Annotated in this window: 20 protein-coding genes; 11 read left to right on the forward strand and 9 right to left on the reverse strand. The window is 71.8% G+C overall.

The features are described from left to right. The 6 genes from AC0IY1_RS21920 to hemH form a co-directional block, all read right to left on the reverse strand. The coding region (locus AC0IY1_RS21920; RefSeq protein WP_471772388.1) for a hypothetical protein at positions 1-494 on the reverse strand (494 nt) is incomplete at its 3' end. A 3-nt stretch (positions 495-497) separates the two neighbouring features. Continuing rightward, positions 498-1,799, reverse strand: coding sequence for a dual-specificity RNA methyltransferase RlmN (gene rlmN, locus AC0IY1_RS21925; protein ID WP_055946557.1), 1,302 nt, complete (start codon positions 1,797-1,799; stop codon positions 498-500). Between the two features lie 173 nt (positions 1,800-1,972). Continuing rightward, on the reverse strand, positions 1,973-2,428 hold the full coding sequence (locus AC0IY1_RS21930; RefSeq protein ID WP_471772390.1) for a hypothetical protein: 456 nt from the start codon (positions 2,426-2,428) through the stop codon (positions 1,973-1,975). 121 nt (positions 2,429-2,549) lie between these two features. After that, a complete protein-coding gene (hisG, locus tag AC0IY1_RS21935; protein ID WP_055946560.1) occupies positions 2,550-3,530 on the reverse strand; it encodes an ATP phosphoribosyltransferase in 981 nt (326 codons plus the stop codon). Further along, complete coding sequence (locus AC0IY1_RS21940) at positions 3,523-4,713, reverse strand: ATP phosphoribosyltransferase regulatory subunit (RefSeq protein ID WP_471772392.1); 1,191 nt, start codon at positions 4,711-4,713, stop codon at positions 3,523-3,525. The genes hisG and AC0IY1_RS21940 overlap by 8 nt, the downstream gene beginning before the upstream one ends. Positions 4,714-4,819: 106 nt before the next feature. Next, positions 4,820-5,950 carry a ferrochelatase gene (gene hemH / locus AC0IY1_RS21945; protein WP_471772393.1) on the reverse strand — a complete coding sequence of 377 codons (1,131 nt, stop codon included), beginning with the start codon at positions 5,948-5,950 and terminating at the stop codon, positions 4,820-4,822. A gap of 125 nt (positions 5,951-6,075) precedes the next feature. Between hemH and AC0IY1_RS21950 the strand changes: the two genes are divergently transcribed. The 3 genes from AC0IY1_RS21950 (at position 6,076) to AC0IY1_RS21960 (ending at position 9,382) form a co-directional block, all read left to right on the forward strand. After that, a complete protein-coding gene (locus tag AC0IY1_RS21950) occupies positions 6,076-7,029 on the forward strand; it encodes a class I SAM-dependent methyltransferase (protein WP_471772396.1) in 954 nt (317 codons plus the stop codon). 110 nt (positions 7,030-7,139) lie between these two features. After that, positions 7,140-8,678: a bifunctional metallophosphatase/5'-nucleotidase gene (locus AC0IY1_RS21955; RefSeq protein WP_471772397.1), complete on the forward strand. Its 1,539-nt coding sequence runs from the start codon at positions 7,140-7,142 to the stop codon at positions 8,676-8,678. Further along, positions 8,678-9,382, forward strand: a complete 705-nt coding sequence (locus tag AC0IY1_RS21960) for a uracil-DNA glycosylase (RefSeq protein WP_471772399.1) — start codon at positions 8,678-8,680, stop codon at positions 9,380-9,382. The genes AC0IY1_RS21955 and AC0IY1_RS21960 overlap by 1 nt, the downstream gene beginning before the upstream one ends. 22 nt (positions 9,383-9,404) lie before the next feature. Here the strand turns inward: AC0IY1_RS21960 and AC0IY1_RS21965 are convergent, their stop codons facing one another. Genes AC0IY1_RS21965 through AC0IY1_RS21975 form a run of 3 tightly spaced genes read right to left on the reverse strand, consistent with a single transcriptional unit; the run spans position 9,405 to position 11,250 of the window. Beyond that, positions 9,405-9,755 (reverse strand): lysozyme inhibitor LprI family protein, encoded by a 351-nt coding sequence (locus AC0IY1_RS21965; RefSeq protein ID WP_471772402.1) that lies wholly within the window; start codon positions 9,753-9,755, stop codon positions 9,405-9,407. Between the two features lie 29 nt (positions 9,756-9,784). Next, complete coding sequence (locus AC0IY1_RS21970) at positions 9,785-10,423, reverse strand: Maf family protein (RefSeq protein WP_471772404.1); 639 nt, start codon at positions 10,421-10,423, stop codon at positions 9,785-9,787. After that, positions 10,420-11,250: a pyruvate, water dikinase regulatory protein gene (locus tag AC0IY1_RS21975; protein ID WP_055946578.1), complete on the reverse strand. Its 831-nt coding sequence runs from the start codon at positions 11,248-11,250 to the stop codon at positions 10,420-10,422. The genes AC0IY1_RS21970 and AC0IY1_RS21975 overlap by 4 nt, the downstream gene beginning before the upstream one ends. A 550-nt stretch (positions 11,251-11,800) precedes the next feature. Between AC0IY1_RS21975 and AC0IY1_RS21980 the strand changes: the two genes are divergently transcribed. The 8 genes from AC0IY1_RS21980 (at position 11,801) to AC0IY1_RS22015 (ending at position 18,830) form a co-directional block, all read left to right on the forward strand. After that, positions 11,801-12,967 carry a uroporphyrinogen decarboxylase gene (locus AC0IY1_RS21980; RefSeq protein ID WP_471772406.1) on the forward strand — a complete coding sequence of 389 codons (1,167 nt, stop codon included), beginning with the start codon at positions 11,801-11,803 and terminating at the stop codon, positions 12,965-12,967. Between the two features lie 7 nt (positions 12,968-12,974). Next, positions 12,975-13,421: a protoporphyrinogen oxidase HemJ gene (gene hemJ, locus AC0IY1_RS21985; protein WP_103708964.1), complete on the forward strand. Its 447-nt coding sequence runs from the start codon at positions 12,975-12,977 to the stop codon at positions 13,419-13,421. A 116-nt stretch (positions 13,422-13,537) separates the two neighbouring features. Continuing rightward, positions 13,538-14,566, forward strand: a complete 1,029-nt coding sequence (locus tag AC0IY1_RS21990; protein WP_471772408.1) for a cation diffusion facilitator family transporter — start codon at positions 13,538-13,540, stop codon at positions 14,564-14,566. Beyond that, on the forward strand, positions 14,563-15,402 hold the full coding sequence (locus AC0IY1_RS21995; RefSeq protein ID WP_181017264.1) for a shikimate dehydrogenase: 840 nt from the start codon (positions 14,563-14,565) through the stop codon (positions 15,400-15,402). Before AC0IY1_RS21990 ends, AC0IY1_RS21995 begins: the two co-directional genes overlap by 4 nt. Then, positions 15,399-16,013 (forward strand): dephospho-CoA kinase, encoded by a 615-nt coding sequence (coaE, locus tag AC0IY1_RS22000; RefSeq protein WP_471772410.1) that lies wholly within the window; start codon positions 15,399-15,401, stop codon positions 16,011-16,013. The genes AC0IY1_RS21995 and coaE overlap by 4 nt, the downstream gene beginning before the upstream one ends. Before the next feature lie 58 nt (positions 16,014-16,071). Further along, a complete protein-coding gene (gene dnaQ / locus AC0IY1_RS22005; RefSeq protein ID WP_471772488.1) occupies positions 16,072-16,797 on the forward strand; it encodes a DNA polymerase III subunit epsilon in 726 nt (241 codons plus the stop codon). 139 nt (positions 16,798-16,936) lie between these two features. Beyond that, positions 16,937-17,362: a hypothetical protein gene (locus AC0IY1_RS22010; protein ID WP_055946596.1), complete on the forward strand. Its 426-nt coding sequence runs from the start codon at positions 16,937-16,939 to the stop codon at positions 17,360-17,362. Between the two features lie 67 nt (positions 17,363-17,429). Continuing rightward, positions 17,430-18,830: an extracellular catalytic domain type 1 short-chain-length polyhydroxyalkanoate depolymerase gene (locus AC0IY1_RS22015; protein ID WP_471772412.1), complete on the forward strand. Its 1,401-nt coding sequence runs from the start codon at positions 17,430-17,432 to the stop codon at positions 18,828-18,830. Positions 18,831-18,833: the final 3 nt, after the last annotated feature.

Below are 18,833 nucleotides of genomic sequence, written 5' to 3' on the forward strand. Positions count from 1 at the left end.
GTGCTGTTCCTCACCGGCGCGCCGTGGTGGCGCCCCGCGATCAACCAGTAGACGAGGCCCGACGCCGCGCCGGTGAGGAACAGCACCGCGGTGATGCGGCCCTCCAGCGCCAGGGCCTCGCCGCTTGCCCCGCCGCGCGACAGGCCGCGGGCGAGCCAGGGCACGGAGGCGGTGAGCAGGCCGGTACCGGCGCCGTACCAGGTGGCGGCGCGCCAGTTCAGGACCGCTCCGAGGACGGCCACCAGGACCGGCGGCACCACCAGGAGCACGAACAGCGCGCGGGCGATGGCGGCCAGGGCGAACAGCAGGGTCTCGGGACCGATCCCGGACGCGAGATCGGTCAACCCGGAGAACAGCCCGACGAGGCCGAGGCGGGACAGGGTCTCGCTGGTGGCCGGGTCGAGCATCGCGCCGAAGGCCAGGACGGCCGCCCCGCAGGGAATCGCCAGGATCAGGGCGAGGCTGGCGATGAACAGGTCGCCGAGGAGACGCACCCGTCAGTCTTCGTCGCCGTCGTCGGCACCCGCATAGACGCCCTCGGCGCCGATGCCGTCCTCCAGCATCATCCGGGCCCGGGCGCGCAGCTTCTCGGTCTCGCTCTTCAGCTGGCCGCAGGCGGCCAGGATATCGCGCCCGCGCGGGGTGCGCACGGGTGAGGCGTAGCCGGCTTCGTAGATGATTTCCGAGAACCGTTCGATCCGCTCCCAGTCGGAGCATTCGTAGACGCTGCCCGGCCAGGGATTGAACGGGATCAGGTTGATCTTGGCCGGGATGCCCTTGAGCAGGCGCACCAGCTCGCGCGCGTCGGCGTCGCTGTCGTTCACGCCCTTCAGCATCACGTATTCGAAGGTGATGCGGCGGGCGTTGTTCAGGCCGGGATAGGAGCGGCAGGCGGCCAGCAGCTCGGCCAGGGGGTACTTGCGGTTCAGGGGCACGAGGGTGTCGCGGATGTCGTCGCGCACCGCGTGCAGCGAGATCGCCAGCATGGCGTGGGCCTCGTCGCCGAGGCGCTGCATCTGCGGCACGACGCCGGAGGTCGAGACGGTGATGCGCCGACGGGAGAGGCCGAGGCCCTCCTGGTCGGCCATGACGCCGACGGCGTCGACCACGTTGTCGAGATTGTAGAGGGGCTCGCCCATGCCCATGAAGACGATGTTGGTGACCTTGCGCCGGCTCTCGTCCGCACCCGGGGCGGTCGGGTTCTGGCCAGCCCAGTCGTTGAGGTGGTCGCGGGCCACGACGAGCTGCGCGGTGATCTCGGCCGCCGTCAGGTTGCGCACCAGGCGCTGCGTGCCGGTGTGGCAGAACGAGCAGGTCAGGGTGCAGCCGACCTGGCTCGAGACGCACAGGGTGCCGCGGCCGCGCCCCGGGATGTAGACGCACTCGATCTCGGCGCCGCGGTTGTGGTCGTGCTTGCCCGTGGGGGCCATGCGCATCAGCCACTTGCGGGTGCCGTCGCGGGAGACCTGCTCGGTGACCACCTCGGGCCGGTCGAGGGTGTAGGCGTCGGCGAGCTGGGTCTTCAGGCCCTTGCCGACATTGGTCATCTCGTCGAAGGCCTTGGCGCCGCGCACGTTGAGCCAGTGCCAGATCTGGCCGGAGCGCATGCGCTGCTCGCGCTCGGAGACGCCGATAGCGCCCAGCCGGGCCTTCAGCTGCTCACGGGTGAGCCCTACCAGGGACGCGCGCCCGGGCGGCAGCGCCGGGCTGCCGGCCTGGGGCTCGAACTCGGGCAGCTTCTCGATTGCGGGAACGGCGCTCGCGTCGCGCCGGGCGGTGTCGAACGACGCCGTCGCCATGATCTGGATGAACCTTCGGACTTGGAATGGGTCCGATATAGGGGATTCGGGTCCAAAACGCGAATGCGGGACGGGGCTGTGCTGGGATCATGCGATCCGGCACCCCGGCCTCGGGCCTTATCCCGGATCGGTCACCCGGGCCGGACGGCGCTCGCCGCCCGGCCGGCGGGCACTTACTGTGCCGGCTTGACGTCGCTCGGCTTGATTTCGCCAGGCTTGGTTTCGCCAAGCTTGATCTCGCTCTGCGGGGCGCCGGCGGCAGGCGCTTCGGCGGGCAGGAGGACGTTCTTGCTGACGTTGCCCTCGGGGCCGTACTCCCCCGCGACCGCGATGCAGGCCTTCTCGCGGTTGAGCTGCATCTGGTTCGACATCAGGGCGAACATGGTCTGCACCCGCCCGCCGAACGGGCCCCGCGGGCTGACGTCCGCGGCCCGCACGTTCTGCTTCTCGAGGAGGGCGTCGAACTCCTCCGTGCCGATGCGGTAGCCGCAGACATTGGCGGCCGCGAAGATGTAGGCGGCGAATTCCAGGGCCCGCGGCGAGGGCGCGTTGCGGATCTGGGCCTGCGCGGCGAGCGGCAGCGCGAGGCAGGTAACGAGGCCGGCGGCCAGCGGAAGGCGAGCGAACATGCGGGGGGTTTCCTCAGGCGCGGAGGCTTCACGCTCCGCTTGCGCGCTGAGATAGGCCCCGGGCGCGGCGCGTCAAACGCCCGCCCGAACACCTACCCAAACACCTGCCCAAGCGCCCGCCTTAGCCGAGCCGGCCGAGCAGCCGGTCCATCAGCGGGTTGTCCGGCGTGAAGGCGTAGTCAATCTTGCGCACGTTCACGGCGCCCGCTCCGGCCTTCACCAGGGCGTCGGCGAGGTCGAACACCGCGTCGACGGGGCAGTGCAGCACCATCTCGCCGCGCCCCTCGGGTGCGCCGTAGGGCAGGGCCGCGTCGTGCAGGGCGGCGATGCCGGCCAGGTCGATGTCGCCGTCGTCCGGCATGGCGGCGCGGACCTCGCGGGTGGTGCGGGCGCGCTCCTCCGCCTGGATGCGGCCGAGGACGGCGCGCAGGGCCCGGCGCTGGGGCTCGCCCCAGGGGGCGTTCAGGGCGGCGACGAGGTTCGCCTCCGAGCGCAGGATGATCCCGTCCTCCAGGATCTTCAGGGCGTTGGCCGCCAGCGTCGCTCCCGTGGTGGTGATGTCGACGATAATCTCGGCCGAACCTGCCGCCGGCGCCCCCTCGGTGGCGCCCAGGCTCTCGACGATGCGGTAATCCGCCACGCCGTGCTCGGCGAAGAAGCGGCGCGTGAGGTTGATGTACTTCGTGGCGATGCGCAGGCGCTTGCCGTGGCGGACCCGCATCTCGGCGGCGACCTCGTCGAGGTCGCTCATGGCGCGGACGTCGATCCAGGCCTGGGGCACGGCGACCACCACGGTGGCCTGGCCGAAGCCGAGGGGCGTCAGGAGTTCGACCTGGCCGCGGGCGTCGGGCAGCGACTCGCGGATCAGGTCCTCGCCGGTGATGCCGAGATGGGCCGCCCCGCTGGCGAGCTGGGCCGCGATCTCGGAAGCCGAGAGGTACCGCACCTCGACGCCGGGCACGCCCACGAGCTTTCCGCGGTAATCCCGCGCGCCGGTGTTCTGGGCGAGCTTGAGGCCGGCCCGGGCGAAGAAGGCGGCGGCGTTCTCCTGCAGCCGGCCCTTGGAGGGAACCGCGAGGACGAGGGAATCCGGTTCAGCCAACGGTCGCGTCCTTCTCGGTGGGGGCGTCCGCGACGACCCGCGAGAGCCAGACGGCGCAACCGACGGCGGGCACGGGCACGGGGCTCCCGAGGTGCTGGAGCAGGCCGTCGTAGCGGCCGCCGCCCACCAGGGGCAGCTTGAGCGCATCGGGCGCCGTGCCCTCGAAGATGAAGCCGGTGTAGTAGTCGAGGTTGCGGGCGAAGCCGCCCGAGAAGCGGAAGCGCTCCACGGCCAGGCCGCGGGCGGCCATGAAGCCGGTGCGCTCCTCGAACAGGTCGAGGGCCGCATCGAGAGGCGGATGGTCGAGGCCAGCCTCCTGCACCAGGGCCCGCACCGCGGCGGCGGCGCTGTCGGGATCCCCCTCGATGGCGCGATACCGATCGATGAGGGCGCGGTTCTCGGGGTTGAGCCCGGAGCCGCCGCTCGCCTGCGCGGACGCCTTGGCGAGGAAGCGCTCCGCGATCTCGCCGGCGCTGCGGCCGCCGACCCGCGAGATGCCGGCGATCGACAGCACATCCTCCACGAAGGCGCGAACCCCCTTCGGATCCTGGCCCTGGATCGCGGCGAGGAGCCCCGCATGGGGGTCTTCCATGCGCAGGCCGTTGGTGACCGCGTCGAGGGACCGGCCGGCGGCCAGCGCCCGCAGGGTACGGCGCTTGGCGGTGGGGGGCACGCTCAGGGCATCGAGCAGGGCGTCGACGAGGCCCATGTCGCCGAGGCGGACGGCGACGTCGCTGCGCCCGAGCAGGGCGAGGCCCTCCAGGGCGAGGCCGATCACCTCCGCGTCGGCGGCCGGCGTGTCGGTGCGCCCGACCGACTCGATGCCGGCCTGGAGGAACTCGTCCGGCTCGTCGCCGGCGAGCCGGAAGACCGGTCCGAGATAGCTGTAGTCGGCCCCCTGCGGGTCCTGGGGAGCGGAAAACTTCGGGGCATGCGCGAGGTGGTGGCGGCAGACCGGAATCGTGAATTCCGGGCGCAGGCAGAGTTCGCTGCCCGCGGCGTCCTGCGTCACGAAGATGCGCCGGCGGATGTCCTCGCCGGACAGTTCGAGGAACGGCTCCACCGGCTGGAGCACCGGCGGCGTCACGGCGCCGTAGCCGGCTTCCTGGAAATGGGCGAGCAGGCGCAGGTGCTCCTGCGATTGTTCGCCCGCGGTGCCCCCGCCTGCCTCCGGTCTCGTCATCGTCTCGCCTGCCGCCTCGTCGCGGGCTCTAGTAGCAACCGGGCCTGCACTTGGCGATGGCTTTCACCTGGAGATGGCTTCCGGCGACACCGTCCGGCCCGGAACCCTAGACCCAGCCCTGCAATTCGCGCCGGACCACGGTCTCGATCACCGTCATGCCGAGGTCGCTGTCGTTCAGGCAGGGGATGTAGGCGAACTGCTCGCCGCCATTGTCCTCGAAGTAGTGGCGGTTCTCGCCGTCGAGCTCCTCCAGGGTCTCGAGGCAGTCGGCGGTGAAGCCGGGCGCCACGATCGCCATGCGCTTGACGCCGCTCTTGGCGAGGGTCTGCACCGTCTCGTCGGTGTAGGGCCGCAGCCATTCCTCGTTGCCGAAGCGCGACTGGAAGGTGGTGCGCATCTTCTCCGGCGAGAAGCCCAGCGCCTCGCGGATCAGGCGTCCGGTCTTCACGCACTGGCAATGATAGGGGTCGCCCTTGAGGAGGTAGCTCTTGGGCACCCCGTGGAACGAGGTCAGGATCACCTCGGGCTCGAAGTCGAGCTTGGCCAGGCCCTCCCGGATCGAGGTCGCCATCGCGTCGATGTAGACGGGGTCGTCGTGATAGGGCGGCGAGACGCGCACCGTCGGCTGCCAGCGCATCTGCATCAGGGCCTTGAAGGCCTGGTCGCAGGCCGTGGCCGAGGTCGCGGCCGCGTATTGCGGATAGAGCGGCACCAGCAGGATGCGGTCGCAGCCCTGGTCGAGCAGGGCCTGGATCCGCACGGAAACCTCCGGCTTGCCGTAGCGCATCGCCCAGTCGACCACGACCGAATCCCCCATGGCCGCCTGCAGGCGCTCGGCCTGGCCGCGGGTGATCGTCTTCAGGGGGCCCTCGTCGCGCTCGTTGTTCCAGACGCTGGCATAGTCGCGGCCCTTCGGCCCCGGGCGCTTCGTCAGGATAATCAGGTTGAGGAGCGGCCACCAGATCAGGCGCGGCACCTCGATCACCCGGCGATCGGAGAGGAATTCCTTGAGGTAGCGGCGCATCGGCCAGTAGCTCGTGCCTTCCGGCGTCCCGAGATTCATCAGGAGGACGCCGACCCGGCCCCAGCGCACCGGCGGATGTTCGGCGGGCAGGCTGCCAGGTCCGGGTCCGGGAGCGGCTCCCGGAGCCGTGTTGGGAGCGCTTCCGGGCACGCCCGTCTGGGTCGGGAGCGACAGTCCGTCCTGCGGGAGCGGCGGTGCGACGCGTTCGTTCATCGGGTTTCCGTATCGCCCTGGAGGTGAGCGCTTGAGAGCGGCGGGTTCACAAAGGTTGTGTCGTTGGGGATATCTATCTAGAGCACGGAGCCTTCCAGCGATCACACGATGGATGAAGGCGCGACATGCCGTCTCCCCGGTACTTCCTCAACCACTTCATGCCCTTCACGGGTTATCCCTATACGGGGGGGCCGACCGCCTGCAATCTCTGCGGATCGGCGGAGTCCGTGGTGGTGGCCGAGAGCGACCGCCGGCTGAAGACCCTGAAATCCATCGCCTGCCGCCAGTGCGGCCTGATCCGCACCGACCCGATGCCGACGCCGGCCGAGCTGGCGGACTACTACGCCAGCGCCTACCGGGCCGATTATCAGCTCGCCTTCGCGGGCGGCCCGCCGCGGGTCCACCTCAAGCGCTCGGCCCGCGAGGCGGCCTTCCGCGCCGGCCTCCTGGCGCCCAAGCTGAAGCCGGGGGCCCGGGTCCTGGATTTTGGCTCGGGATCGGGCGAGTTCCTGGCCGAGGCGCGCGCGAAGGGCTGCGAGGCGATCGGCATCGAGCCGGGTCGGGACTACGCCAACTACGCCCGCACGCATCACGGCGTCGAGGTGCTGGACGATGCCGGGGACGAGCGCTTCCCGGAGGCGCATTTCGACGTCATCACCACCCGGCACGTGCTGGAACACCTGCGCGACCCCGCCGACGTTATGGAGCGCCTGTCGCGCTGGCTGAAGCCGGACGGCGTGCTCTTCGCCGCCGTGCCCGACATGGCCACCACGGGCAAACCCGCGCACGAGCGCTTCCACTTCGCCCATGTCCACGGCTTCGTGCGCGAGACCTTCGATCTCACCGCCCGCCGGGCCGGCCTCGTGCCGCATCCGGACTACCCGCGCGAGAACACCGCGGTGGTCTATGCCAAGACCGATGCCCCGCCCGTGGCCCTGGCCAATCCCGGCCTCGCCGAGCGCCTGGCCGTGGACCTGAAGCCGATGCCGCCCGCCGTCTTCCTGGCCTCCGGCGCCTGGCTCTGGCCGATGGTCCGCCGCAACGCCAAGGCGGTGCGCGACACCTTCGTGTCGCGCTGAGGCGGCCGCGCGCCGCTTGCCGGCCGTCGTAGCCCCTTCGTGAACGGCGTCCTAGAACGCGGGATCGGGCGGCGGCATCCGGCCGCCCGCCCGATGCCCGAGACGCCGCCGTGACGAACCCCCACAGGACCATTCCGAACCGCCGCCAGACCCTCGGCCTCGGGGCGGGTCTCGCCGTCGGTCTGGGCGGCCCGGCCGGGGCCGCGCCCGCGGCGGCGCCTGACCCCACCTTCACCCTGCTCCTCGTCAACGACCTCTACCAGATGGCCGAGGTCGACGGCCGGGGCGGCTTCGCGCGCCTCGCCGCCATCGTGAAGGCCGAGCGGGCGCGGGGCGTGCCGATGCTCTACGCCCATGCGGGCGACACCCTGTCGCCCTCGCTGCTGTCGGGCTTCGACCGCGGCGCCCACATCGTCGAGCTCCTCAACCGCGCGCCGCCCGACGTGTTCGTACCGGGCAACCACGAGTTCGATTTCGGTCCCGCCACCTTCGCCGAGCGCATGGGCGAGGCGAGCTTTCCCGTCCTGGCCGCCAACCTGCGCGACGGGGCCGGCCGGCCGCTGGCGGGCCTGCGCGACCGAATGCTGGTCACCCTCGGGGGCATCCGGGTCGGCGTGGTGGGCATCGCACTGGCGAGCACGCCGGAGAAATCGCAGGCGGGCGACCTGCGCTTCGCCCCCGAGATCGAGACCCTGGCCCGCGAGGTCCAGGCCCTGCGAACGGAGGGCGTCGACCTCGTGGTGGGCGTCTGCCACACGGCCCGGGCCACCGACGACGCCATCGTGGCCGCCCGCCTCGTCGACATCCTGCTCTCGGGCCACGACCACGACCTCGTGGTGCGCTACGACGGCCAGACCGTGATGGCGGAATCGAGCTTCGACGCCCATTACGTCACCGCCATCGACGTGACGGCGACGGTGACCGGCACGGGCCGGGATCGGCGCGTGGACTGGCGCCCGAGCTTCCGCATCCACGACTCGGCCCAGGTCACCCCCGATCCCGAGACCCTGGCGGAGGTGCAGCGCCTTCAAGGCGCGCTGTCGCGGGAACTCGACGTGCCGGTGGGCGCGACCCGTGCCCCCCTCGACAGCCGCATCGCCGCGGTGCGGGTCCGCGAGGCGAGCTTCGGCAGCCTCGTGGCGGACGCCCTGCGGGCCGCCACCGGGGCGCAGGTCGCGATCACCAACGGCGGCGGCATCCGGGGCAACCGGCTCTATCCGGCCGGCGCGACCCTGACCCGCCGGGACATCCTCACCGAACTGCCCTTCGGCAACACCATCGTGCTGGTTTCGCTGACGGGCGGGCGCCTCCGCACCCTCCTCGAAGGGGCGCTGGCCGATTGGGGCCGGCCGGCGGGGCGCTTCCCGCACGTGTCCGGCCTCGTCGTCAGCGTCGATCCCGCCGCGCCGGTGGGCAAGCGGATCGTGTCGCTGACCGCGGCGGGCAGCCCCGTCGACCCGGACGCGACCTACACGGTCGCGTCGAACAATTTCCTGTACGACGGCGGCAACGGCTACGGTGACCTCGCCCGGGGCCGGACCCTGATCGGCCGGACGGACGGACAGCTCGTGGCCAATGCCGTGATGGCCTATATCCGCGCCAACGCCCCGCTCCCCGCCCCCGCGGAGGGCCGTATCCTGGTTCGCTGATGTCCGAGACGCCCGTCGCCGACGCCCTCGCCCGCTTCCGGAGTTCGGGCTCGCCCTGGCTCGCCCTGCCGTTCTTTCACGATGGCGCCGCCGACGCGGTGGCCGCCCGGGTCGATGCCCGCATCGCCGCCGGTGCCACCGTGCTGCCGGCGCCCGAGAACATCTTCAACGCCCTCGCGCTCACGCCCCTCGACCGGGTGAAGGTCGTCATCCTGGGGCAGGACCCCTATCCGACGCCGGGCGACGCCAACGGCCTGGCCTTCTCCTATGGCGGCCCGCGGCGGCTGCCGGCCTCGCTCAAGGTGATCCTGGCCGAGCTCGCCGAACCGGACGCCCCGCCGGCCAGGCCCCGGACGGGCGACCTCACCCCCTGGGCCCGGCAGGGCGTGCTCCTCCTCAACGCCGCCCTCACGGTGGAGGCCGGCAAGGCCGGTGCGCACCTGCGCTACGGCTGGTCGGCCCTGACCGACCAGGCGGTCGCGGCGGTCTCGGCCCGCTCGGAGCCGGCAGTGTTCCTGCTCTGGGGCGCCCAGGCGCGGGCGCGGGCCGCCCTGGTGGAGGCCGGCCGCCACGGCATCGTCGCATGCGGCCATCCCTCGCCGCTCAACCGTGCGCGGGATTTTCCCGGCTCGCGCCCGTTCGACGCCGCCAATGCCTGGCTGTCGGCCCACGGCGTCGCCCCGATCGACTGGCAGCTCGGCTGAGGGCCGGGGGGGTGTCGTGCCTTCAGAGCGGGCCCTGCTTGGCGAATTCCGAGAACACGGCCCGCAGGACCTTCAGCCGGCCCTCGTAGGATTGCTTCAGACAGTCCACGTCGGCGCCGCAGGCGCGGCGCTCGGTGAGCCAGGCTTCCTGGTCCTCGCGCAGCTTGGCATTGCCGCCCATGGGCAGCATCGCCCGCAGGATCTCGAAGCGGGTCGCCATCTCCACGTCGCGGTCGTTGAGGGGCAGGTGGGCGCAGATCGCCTTCTCGTCGGCGGACTCCGCCTTCTCGCAGGAGAAGCTCGCGGCCTCGGCCGAGCCGGCCGCGAGGACGAGGAGCAGGCCGCCGAGCAGCGGGCGGAGAATCGTCACCATGGAGCAGGCCTCGCGCGGTCGGAGAAACGTCAGAAGCTGAGCCAGCACCGCGCCCGCAGCCGTGCCAGGAGCGGCAGCAGCGGCAAACCGAGGATGGTGGAGTGGTCGCCCGCGACCGTCGCGAACAGATGGATGCCGAGGCCTTCCAGCTGGTAGCCGCCGACGCTGGAGCAGACCCGGTCGGGCCCGGCGAGATCGACATAGGCCGCGATCGCCGCGGCATCGAGGGGCCGCATGGTCAGGTGCGCGGTCTCGACGAAGCTCTCGACCACGGCGCCGTCGACGGCGAGCGCCACCGCCGCGTGCAGCGCGTGGGTCCGGCCCGCGAGATCGCCGATCTGCGCGCGGGCGGCGGCGAGATCCGCCGGCTTGTGGAACAGGATGCCGTCGCAGGCCAGGACCTGGTCGGCGCCGACGACCACGCGCCCGGGCCGGCGGGCCGCCACGGCTCCCGCCTTGGCCTCGGCGAGCCGCCGGGCCAGGGCCTCCGGCGGCAGACCGGCACAGGCCGCCTCCACGGCGCGCTCGTCGACCCCGGGACTCTCGGTGTCGGCCCCGAGGCCCGCGCTCTCGAGGAGCGCACGCCGCGTCACGCTGGTGGAGGCGAGGAGGAGGGGCAGGCCCCCGCGCCAGGGCGAGGCGACCGTCGGCTGGCTCGGAGCGCTCACGAGGCGATGAACTTCAGGCGGTGCTCGCGGTGCAGGTCGAGGATGGCGGCCGCCGTCTCCTCGATCGAGCGCCGGGTCACGTCGATGGTCGGCCAGCGGTGCTTGGCGCAGAGCCGCCGGCAGGCGGCGATCTCGTCGGCCACGGCGCCGCGGTCGACGTAGAGGGAGGAATCGTCGGCCTTCAGGCTGAGGAGCCGGTTCTGGCGGATCTGGACGATGCGCTCCGGGCTGGCGAGGAGCCCGACCAGGAGCGGCTTTCGCGCCGTCTCCAGGCTCTCGGGCAAGGGCATGCCCGGCACCAGGGGGAAGTTCGCGGTCTTCAGCCCGCGATTGGCAAGGTAGATCGCGGTGGGGGTCTTCGAGGTGCGGCTGACGCCCACGAGGATCACGTCGGCCTCGTTCACGTCGAGCGGCAGGTTGCCGTCGTCGTGGGCCAGGGTGAAGTTCATCGCGTCGATGCGCTTGAAGTACTCGGCGTTGAGCATGTGCTGCGCGCCGGGCCGGGCCGTCGAATCCGCCCCGAGATAGGATTGCAGCAGGGCGTGCACCGGCTGCAGCACCGAGAGGCAGGGCGAGCCGGTCTCGCGGCAGGCCGCCTCCAGCCGCTCGGTGAGGTCGTGGCCCACCAGGGTGTAGAGCACGAGCCCCGGCGCGGCCTCGATCTCGGAGATCACCCGCTCGAGCTGCGGGGCGGAGCGCACCAGCGGATAGACGTGCTCGATCGCCGAGACCCCCTCGTACTGGGCGGCGGCCGCGCGGCCCACGTTGATCAGCGTCTCGCCGGTGGAATCCGACACGAGGTGCAGGTGGAAATAGCTACGGCTCATCGAGGGGCAGTCTCCTCCGGCCCGGCGGAGAGGATCCCTGAGGGCGCGCCCCAGGGTCTTGTCCACCGGGCTCGGTCAGGGGAGTCGATAAGGGTGGATAAGCCGGCTTGCCCGGGCGGTCCAGCGGCAGGCCCGGCCGGCTTGTCGACTCCGGCGTCAACACGCGATCACACCGGCGCGATTCCCGTACGGTTTTGGGAGAATCCGGGACCGAGGCCCGATCGGCGTCCGCCGGGCAGGGGCAAGGCACTGTCGGCCATCACCTATCCGGGACATTGGACCCAATCCGTTAAAGCCTGATTAACGCCGCGGCCGCGGGGACGCCCTGTGGACGGTTTTTCGCTCCCGCCATCCGCCCCTCTAAAAGAAAAAACAGAGTCCTAGAATCTCTCTTTCCTTTTAGAAGAGCGGTGTGGGGATGGCGGCGTGAGCCCCCCTCCGGCACCCGCAGGCGAACAGAGGTTTTCGAGAGCACGGGTTTTCGAGAGGGGGACATCCGACGCTTCGGTGCTACATACCGGCCATCGGGGAACGGGACGTCGGAGATCGGATGAGCCAGGCAGTTGCAGGGGACCGTCTTTCAGGGGATCGGACGGTCCTGCGGGTTCTCGCGGGCGAGGCGCAGTCCCGCCCGCCCGCCTGGATGATGCGCCAAGCCGGGCGCTACCTGCCGGAATACCGGGAGATCCGGGCCCGGGCCGGCTCCTTCCTCGACCTCTGCTACAATCCCGACTTCGCCACCGAGGTGACGCTGCAGCCGATCCGGCGCTTCGGCTTCGAGGCCTCGATCCTGTTCTCCGACATCCTGGTGATCCCGGACGCCCTCGGCCAGAACGTCCGCTTCGTCGAGGGCGAGGGCCCCCGCCTCGACGCCATGGCCGGCCGGGCCGAGTTCGAGCGCCTGCGCGAGGCCGGAGACCCGGCGATCTTCACCCATCTCGAGCCCGTCTTCGAGACGGTCCGGCGCCTGCGCGCGCAGCTGCCCCACGAGACCACGCTGCTGGGCTTCTGCGGCGCCCCCTGGACGGTGGCGAGCTACATGATCGGCGGCCGCGGCACGCCGGACCTCGCGCCGGCCCGGGCCCTCGCCCGGCACGACACCGCCCTGGTGGAGGCGCTGATCGACCGCCTCGTCACCGTGCAGACCGAGTACCTGGTGCGCCAGCTCGAGGCCGGGGCGGATGCCGTGCAGATCTTCGAATCCCACGCCGGTGCGCTCCCCGACGCCCGCGAAAACCCTGGCGAGACCGTCGGCGAGGAGACCGTCAACGAGGTCGCCGAGAGCGCGCTGCCCGAGAGCGCCTCGGCCGGGTCGAACGACCGCGACGCCCTGACCCGCTGGTCGCTCCAGCCCATCGCCCGGATGATCGCCGGCGTCCGTGCCCGGGTGCCGGGCGCGAAGATCATCGTGTTCGCCCGCGGCTCCGGCCTCGACGGCCATGCCCGGGTGGTGCCCGAGACCGCCGCCGACGCGGTCGGCGTCGACTGGTCGGTGGACCTGAAGGCCCTGCGCGACCGGGTGCCGGCCACGACCGTGACGCAGGGCAATATCCATCCGGAGACCCTGATCGAGGGGGGCACGGCCCTCGACGCGGCGGTGGACGGGGTGCTGGCCGCCACCGAGGGCCTGCCGCATATCTTCAACCTCGGCCACGGCATCACCCCGCAGACGCCGATCGCCCATGTCGAGCGCATGCTCGCCCGCCTGCGGGGCTGAGGCGGCGATGGACGGCCTCTATCCCTGGCTCAAGGCCGGGCACCTCGTCGCGCTCATCTCCTGGATGGCGGCGATGCTCTACCTGCCGCGCCTGTTCGTCTATCACGCCTCCCTGGTGCCGGGGCCGCATGCGGCGGCCCAGTCCGAGACCTTCAAGGTCATGGAGCGGCGCCTGCTGAAGGCGATCATGACCCCGGCCATGATCGCCACCTGGATCTTCGGACTGATCCTGGCCTGGATGAGCGGCTACTACGCCGCGGGCTGGCTCCAGGCGAAGTTCGTCCTCGTCCTCGCCATGAGCGGTATCCACGGCTGGCTCGCCCGGATGGTCAAGGACTTCGCCGCCGACCGGAACACCCGCGGGCACAAGTTCTACCGCGTCCTCAACGAGGTGCCGACGCTCCTCATGATCCTGATCGTGATCCTGGCGGCGGTGAAGCCGAGTTTCGGGTGAGGGCGTTTGCACGGTATCCCGGGATCACAGGATGCCGGGATGCGGTGAACCCGGGAGCCGGGGCCGGCCGCGGGGGCTGACCGGTACGGCCCGAGGCGCGACGGAAAGCGGGATCGATGGCTGACCACATGCACGATCATCACGACCACGATCACGCCGAGCACGGGCATGCCCACGCTCCCAACTCTGCCCCCGCCTCTGCCTCTGCCGGGCACGGCCATTCGCATGGTGGTGGTCATTCCCACGGGGGCGGCCATTCTCACGCGCCGGCGACCTTCGGGCGCGCCTTCGCCATCGGCATCGGCCTGAACATCGCCTTCGTGGTCATCGAGACGATCTACGGCTTCGCCAGCGAGTCCATGGCCCTGGTGGCGGATGCCGGCCACAACCTCTCGGACGTCCTCGGGCTCCTCGTCGCCTGGATCGCCTCGGTGCTGGTCAAGCGTGCGCCCACCGCCCGCTTCACCTACGGCCTGCGCGGCTCCTCGATCCTCGCGGCCCTGTTCAACGCGGTGTTCCTGCTGGTGGCCACCGGCGCCATCGCCTGGGAGGCGGTCGCCCGCCTGATCGCTCCCGAGCCCCAGCCGGTGGCGGGCATGACCGTGATGATGGTGGCCGGCCTCGGCATCCTCATCAACGGCGTCACCGCCTGGCTCTTCGCCTCGGGCAGCCACGATATCAACATCCGCGGCGCCTACCTGCACATGCTGGCCGATGCCGCCGTCTCGGCCGGCGTGGTGGTGACCGGCCTCATCATCGTGCTGACGGGGGCGGCCTGGATCGACCCCCTGGTCAGCCTCGTCATCGCCGGGCTCATCATCTGGGCGACCTGGGGCCTCCTGCGCGACAGCGTGGTGATGGCCCTCTCGGCCGTGCCCCCCGGCATCGACCCGACGGCGGTGGGCGCCTACCTGCGCGGCCGCTCCGGCGTGGCGGATCTGCACGACCTCCACATCTGGCCGATGAGCACCACCGACATCGCCTTGACGGCGCATCTCATCATGGCGGAGGGGCATCCGGGCAACGGCTTCCTCATCGCCACGGCCGCCGAGCTGAAGGCCCGCTTCGGCATCGGCCACGCCACCCTGCAGATCGAGGAGGCGGGCGGCCCCGCCTGTGCGCTTGCCGGAGACTGCACCGTATGATCCGGGCCTTCGTCGTCGGACATCCCATCGCGCATTCGCGCTCGCCCCTGATTCACGGCCATTGGCTCGCCGAGCATGGCATCGACGGCCGCTACGAGCGCATCGACGTGGCGCCGGAGGCCTTTCCGGCCTTCCTCGCCGGGCTGCGCGCGAACGGCTTCGCCGGCGGCAACGTCACCATTCCGCACAAGGAGGCGGCGTTCGGGCTGGTCGAATCCCTGACGCCGCGGGCGGAGCGGATCGGGGCGGTCAACACGCTGTTCTTCGACGGGTCCGCGCGCCTCTGCGGCGACAACACCGATGCCCCGGGCTTCGTCGCCCATCTCGACCAGAGCCTCGGCCTCGGCTGGACCGAGCGCGGCGCCGGCACCGCCCTGGTGCTCGGGGCCGGCGGGGCCGCCCGGGCCATCGTCGTCGGCCTGCTGGAGCGGGGCCTGTCCCGGATCCGGGTCGCGAACCGGACGCTGGCCCGAGCCGAGGCCCTGGTGGCGCTCGATCCCGCCCGGGTCGAGGCCGTGGCCTGGCCCGACCTGCCGGACGCCCTGGCGCGGACAGGGCTCCTCGTGAACACCACCTCCCTCGGCATGGTCGGCCACCCACCCCTCGCCCTCGACCTCCTGCCCCTGCCCGAGGACGCGGCGGTGGCCGACATCGTCTACGCGCCCCTGGAGACGCCCCTCCTCGCGGCGGCGCGGGCGCGAGGGCTGCCCGCCGTCGACGGCCTCGGCATGCTGCTGCACCAGGCGGTGCCGGGCTTCGCCCGCTGGTTCCGCACGACTCCGCGCGTGACGCCGGCCCTGCGCGCCCGGATCGTCGCGGACCTGGCGCCCGCATGACCCGGCCGGTCATCCTCGGGCTCACCGGCTCGATCGGCATGGGCAAGTCCGCCACCGCGGCGATGTTCGCGCGCCACGGGGTGCCGGTCCACGACGCGGACGGGGCCGTGCATGCCCTCTACGGCGCCGGGGGGGCGGCGGCCGCCGTCATCGGCGCGGCCTTCCCCGGAACCCTGGACCCCGACGGCGCCGTCGACCGGACGCGCCTGCGGGAGACGGTGATCGGCGCGCCCGAGCGCCTCGCCGCCCTCGAGGCCCTGGTCCATCCCCTGGCCCAGGCGGCGGCCCGGGACTTCCTCGCCCGCCAGGCCGGGGCGCCCCTCGTGCTCCTCGACATCCCGCTCCTGTTCGAGACCGGCGCCGAGGCCCGCTGCGATCGGGTCCTGGTGGTCACCGCCCCGCCCGAGGTGCAGCGCGCCCGGGTCCTCGCCCGGCCCGGCATGGATGCGGCGACCTTCGAGGCGATCCGTGCCAAGCAACTGCCCGATGCCGAGAAGCGGGCCCGCGCCGATTTCGTCCTCGATACCAGCCTGGGTTTCGCCCATGCCGAGGCCGAGGTGGCGGCGATCATCCGGCAACTGACCGCGGGACCGATGCCGGCTGCGCCTTGACGCGGTCTTAGGAGGGCGCATGGTCCGGTGGCCGAACGCCACCCTCCAGGATCCTTCGATGCTGCGCGAGATCGTCCTCGACACCGAGACCACCGGCACGGATGCCAAGAACGGCGACCGCCTGATCGAGATCGGCTGCGTCGAACTGATCAACCACGTCCAGACCGGCCGGTCCTACCACCAGTTCATCAACCCGACCCGGCCGGTCTCTCAGGGCGCCTTCGCGGTGCACGGGATCTCCGACGCCTTCCTGGCCGACAAGCCGCTCTTCGCCGACATCGTCGACGCCTTCCGCGACTTCTGCGGCGACTCACCCCTGGTGATCCACAACGCGCCCTTCGACGTCGGCTTCCTCAACATGGAATACGCCCGCCTCGGCGCGGCGGCGCCCCCGCCGATCGACCTCGCCGACGTCGTCGACACCCTGCAGCTCGCCCGCCGCAAGCACACGGGGGCGGCCAACAACCTCGACGCCCTGTGCTCGCGCTACGGCATCGACACCACGCGGCGGACCAAGCACGGCGCGCTCCTCGACGCGCAGATCCTGGCGGAGGTCTATGTCGAGCTCCTCGGCGGCAAGCAGACCAGCCTCGGGCTCGCGATGACGGAGGTCGAGGCGGTGGTGATCCTCGGTGATGGCGGCGAGGTCGTCCCCGTGGGGCCGCGCCAGCTGCGCCACCGGCTCAGCGAGGCCGAGCGCACCCGGCACGCGGCCTTCATCGCGACCCTCGGGGGCGGTGGTGCGGTCTGGCGCGATTATCTCGGCGAGGAGGAGACTGCCTGAAGACGCCTCGAACCGCCCCGGATCGGCGCCGGCCGGTCATCCCGTCAGCGCCATGATGCTGCGACGCACGAGGCTGCTTATTGCATTGCAGCAAAAGCCTCCCATATACCATCCCACTGGATGGTAACGGGAAGGTCCGATGCTCGATCTCGAGGATAAGCCCAGGGCGCCGATCCGGGTCGGCGACACCGAGAAGATCACGATCAATCTCGGCTACGTCGATCTCGGCCACATCGACCTTCTCGTGTCCGAGAGCGTCTACGCCAACCGAAGCGACTTCATCCGCACGGCCGTGCGCAACCAGATCGCCCGCCACGGCGACGTGACCCGGCAGTCGGTGGCCCGCAAGGGCGTCGAACTCGGCCTGCGCCGCTACGACCGGGCCGAACTCGAGGCCGCGCGTGCGAGCGGCATCCGCCTCGACATCCGCGTCCTCGGGCTCGCCAGCATCGCGCCCGACGTCACGCCGGAACTGGCCCGCGACGCCATCGCGTCGATCGAGGTCATGGGAAGCCTGCAGGCGACCCCGGCCGTGAAGGCGGCCCTCGCCGACCGCCTTCGCTGACCATCTCCGAAACCGCATTCCCTATCTCGCATGGTTCGACCCGTCGTCGAGCCGGAAAGCGAACCCCATGACCGACTCTTCGAACCGGATGCAGGACCGCCTCGCCGACATGATGGAGGCGACGCGCCTCACGGCCGCCGGGCGCCTGCAGGACGCGACGGACCTGTTGCAGCGCGGCTTCGCCGGCGCGCCCGGCCGGTCGACGGCCGACCACGGCGCCCCGGCGTCCCAGCCCCACACCATCGACCTCGTGGCCGAGCGCGTCGAGACCGGCCCAGCGACCGACCGGTCCGGCGCATCGGCCAAGCCAGCATCCCCGTCGGCATCCGAGCCTGCGTTCAGGACCGAGCCCAAATCGGGTCCGGCTGCGGCCCAATCGGGTTCGGCCGCGGCCGAGGAGGCGCGCCTCGCCGCGATCCTCCCCGAGAAGCTGCGCAAGGTCGTGGAGACGGTGACGCGGGGCATCGCCCCGGTGCTCGGCGGCCTTGGCAAGGCCGGTCACGGCGGGGCGACCCCCTCCGGCCTCGCCGGCAATCTCGGCACCCTCGTCTCGGGCCTGGCCGGCGGTCTCGGCCCGTCGGGCTTCAACCAGGCCCGCGCGCCCCTCACGGAGGGCGGCAGCTTCACGGACCACGGCTTCGCCAACGCGGCCGGGGCGCGGGACTACAAACTGTTCGTCCCCAGCGACGCCCGTCCGAACCTGCCCCTGGTGGTGATGCTGCACGGCTGCACCCAGTCGCCGGACGATTTCGCCGCCGGCACCGGCATGAACGCCCTCGCGGAGGCGGAGGGCTTCCTCGTGGCCTACCCGGCCCAGAGTGGGCGCGCCAATGGCCAGCGTTGCTGGAACTGGTTCCAGCCCGTCGACCAGGGTCGGGACTCCGGCGAGGCCGGCATCATCGCCGGGCTGACCCGCGCGATCATCGCCGAGCATCGGGTCGACCCGACCCGGGTCTACATCGCCGGCCTGTCGGCGGGCGGCGCGGCGGCGGTGAACATCGCCCGGGCCTATCCCGACCTCTACGCGGCGGTGGGCATCCATTCCGGCCTCGCGGCAGGCTGTGCCCGCGACGTCTCGACCGCGCTCACGGTGATGCGCCTCGGCCCGGTGGCCGCCGCCGACTGCGCGGTCGCCGCGGTGCGGGTGCCCACCATCGTCTTCCATGGGGAGAGCGACGGCACCGTGAACCCGCGCAACGGCGAGCAGGCGCTGGCCCAGGCCGGCATCGACGGGCTGACGCCCGAGGCGGCGGAGGCGGTGAGCCCGGGAGGCCTGCCCTACACCCGCACCCGCTACGCCGATGCGGACGGCCGGGTCGCGGTGGAGGGCTGGATCGTGCGCGGCCTCGGCCATGCCTGGTCCGGCGGCAGCTCGGCCGGGAGCTACACCGATCCGCGCGGGCCCGACGCGGCGCGGGCGATGCTCGACTTCTTCCGGGCCAATCCCCTGGTGGCGGGCCGGGCCTGAACG

Source organism: Methylobacterium sp. AC690 (genome assembly GCF_979256535.1).